The organism is Nocardia sp. NPDC058497 (assembly GCF_042720195.1).
Taxonomy (GTDB): domain Bacteria; phylum Actinomycetota; class Actinomycetes; order Mycobacteriales; family Mycobacteriaceae; genus Nocardia.
In genome coordinates this window covers 11444-14032 of the sequence record NZ_JBHXMY010000061.1, presented here as the reverse complement: position 1 = coordinate 14032, position 2589 = coordinate 11444, and the positions used below count along the sequence as shown (strand labels likewise).

Genomic DNA, 2589 nt, shown 5'->3' with positions numbered 1-2589 from the left:
TTTCTCGATCATAATGTGGGGGCGGCGGGGCCGATTTACCGGCGCTATCGATATCTCGGTGTGTTTGGGCCTCCGGGGGGGTGCCCGCGCTTCGGCCCTGTACTCGGCGAGCAAGGCCGCCGTCCACAACCTGACCCGCACGCTCGCCGCCGAATTGGCGCCGCGCCGGATCCGCGTGAACTCGGTCAGCCCCGGCTACATCGACACGCCGGCTTTCCGCGCCGAACTCTCCGACGCCGCCCAGGCAGGTGTCGCGGCTCTGTCCCCCGCCGGTCGGGTCGGGACTGCCCAGGATGTCGCTGCCGCCATCGCCTTCCTGGCCTCCGGCGACGCCGCCTACGTCAACGGCCATGACCTCCGGGTCGACGGCGGTCTCACAGCCGTGGACGCCGCCGCGCTCCTGTAGCGAGACTGCGCTGAGCGCGCACCGACTCGACTTCCGGTCGAAAATCGGGCCATGTGGCCGGATAGTGCACGCTCAGCGCAGTGCGAGGCTGCTCGACTCACCGCAAGGCGGCGCGGCCCCGCACCCGGCCGAGGACGACGAGCACGACCAGCGTCACCACCACGAGGACCGTGGTCCCGGCCTCGGCGTCGAACACCTCGCCGCGGTCGGTTTGGGCGAAGATGCTGACGGGCAACGTCTTCCAGATGGCGGGGTAGACCATGATCGTGGCGCCGGGTTCGCCCATGGACAGGGCTACCGCCAGACCCGCGGCGGCGCCGAGGGCGGGCAGCAGTAGCGGGAGGGTGATCTGGCACAGCACACGCACCGGGCCGGCGCCGAGGGATTCGGCGGCCTGGCTGTAGACGGGGTCGAGGCGGTCCAGTCGCTGTACCGGGGTGACCGCATCGCCTTCGAGGCGATGCTGTCACCCGAGCACGCGTGACGGGCTACTGCTCAGGCAGCCTGCGCCTGCCACCGGCCACATCGGTGACCAGATCGGTGTAGCCGTCGACCAGCTCGGCAAGGTGGTACCAGTGCTTGTGCGTGCTGTCGCTGCGCGCACCGTCGAGGTCGATGGCCTGGTTGGCATCCACCCAGCTGCGCGCCATCCGGTCGACGACGGCACCCAGACTCTCGGTGTGCAGTGACGCGCCGTTGCGATGCAACGGAATCTCCTGCACGATCCAGTCGTTGATGTCGTCGACGAGTTCGCTGCGACGGCAGTCGATTTCGGCGATCAGTGCGGCATCACGCACCTGTGCCCGCCGTTCGTGCAGTTCAGCGAGCGCGTGCGCCGACCGCAACAATTCTCGATCTTGAAAACGCCTGCCCTGGAATGCGCACAACAATTGCGGCGCAGTCGGCAGTACCCCCATCACCGGCGCGCTCATCGCAACGCCCCGAATTCACCCGACACCCAAGATTTGTGTACCAACATGATTGGCTCTCGATTCGGTTATCCCGGTCTTCTGTTCGGATTGCTCGCAACCAGGCTAACTGGATCATGCTCGCTCACAAGACGAAACGCAAGATTGCGTTGTCACCCTTGCAGTAAAGCCGCCCTGACAGAACCGGCGGTCACATCCGCAGGGCCACAGCGCTTTACGGCGTTTCATCGAGCGCGCCGACCTCCGGCGATGCGTGATGGCCTGCCTTCTTCACCGATCGCGTGACATCGGCGCCCCACAGCGCAATAATGCGATTCACGAAGCGCGCCACAGGCGAAGGGGAACCATGGCAGGCAAGCGCACGACACTGACCGTCCGGCTGCGACGGCTCGCCGCCATGTTGCGCGAGTTGCGCGAATCCGCGGGTCTGAGCAAGGAAGATGTCAGCGCTCGCACCGGCATCAACGTGACCACGCTGTATCGCATCGAAATGGCGCAGGCTCGCCCGCAACGCCGCACTCTCGGCGCGATGCTCGACCTGTACCAGGTCAACGAGAAAGCGCGCGAAGAAGCGCTCAGCCTGCTCACCGACGCGCTCAAACCCGGCATGTCGCACGCCTATGAGGGCGCGTTGTCCGAGGTATATGCCACTTACATCAATTTCGAAGCGGAGGCACTGTCGGCGCGCCAGTACCAGACGTCGACTGTGCCCGGCCTGTTGCAGACCTTCGACTACGCCGCCGCGGTGATCGATACCTCGATGCCACGGCTCGACGCGTCGGTGATGGAGAGCAGGGCACAGGCGAGGATGGACCGCGCCGTCAACCTGACCAAGGAAGAACCGCTGGAGCTGTGGGTGGTGATGGACGAGGCGGCGATCCGGAGGATTGTCGGCGGACCTGCCACGATGGTCGGTCAGCTCGACCGACTGCTGCTCGAGACCAAGCGCAAGAACGTCATCCTGCAGGTATTGCCGTTCGACGCGGGAGCCCATCCCGGGATGGCAGGCTCGTTCACCCTGCTCGATTTCCGGAACCCGGTCGACCCCGAACTGGTGTACGTGGAGAGTATGTCGATCCACGACCTGGTCGAGGGACACTCGGAGATCCGCCGCTTCGGCGTCATCTTCGACCAACTGCGGGCGATGGCGCTCAGCCCGCGCGACTCGGCCGTGGGGTTCCAGCTGTGTCTTATAAACAAATACGAGCCCACGATACAGTTATTAAACTGGGTTTCAGGGGTAGTGTTTTATAA

At 65.1% G+C, this 2589-nt stretch carries 3 protein-coding genes and 1 pseudogene; 2 read left to right on the top strand and 2 right to left on the bottom strand.

Going from position 1 to position 2589, the window contains the following annotated elements; all coding sequences use genetic code 11:
- Positions 1-58: 58 nt before the first annotated feature.
- A complete protein-coding gene (locus ACFWPJ_RS07055; protein WP_378848210.1) occupies positions 59-406 on the top strand; it encodes an SDR family NAD(P)-dependent oxidoreductase in 348 nt (115 codons plus the stop codon).
- Positions 407-503: 97 nt separating this feature from the next.
- On the opposite strand, the pseudogene ACFWPJ_RS07050 reads toward ACFWPJ_RS07055, so the two are convergent.
- Both ACFWPJ_RS07050 and ACFWPJ_RS07045 read right to left on the bottom strand, forming a co-directional pair.
- A pseudogene (locus ACFWPJ_RS07050) lies at positions 504-830 on the bottom strand (ABC transporter permease subunit); the annotation flags it as partial.
- Between the two features lie 64 nt (positions 831-894).
- Positions 895-1254, bottom strand: coding sequence for a DUF4254 domain-containing protein (locus ACFWPJ_RS07045; protein WP_019048160.1), 360 nt, complete (start codon positions 1252-1254; stop codon positions 895-897).
- Positions 1255-1681: 427 nt separating this feature from the next.
- Between ACFWPJ_RS07045 and ACFWPJ_RS07040 the strand changes: the two genes are divergently transcribed.
- Positions 1682-2589 (top strand): helix-turn-helix domain-containing protein (locus ACFWPJ_RS07040; RefSeq protein ID WP_378848207.1); only part of this gene is annotated, 908 nt, incomplete at its 3' end.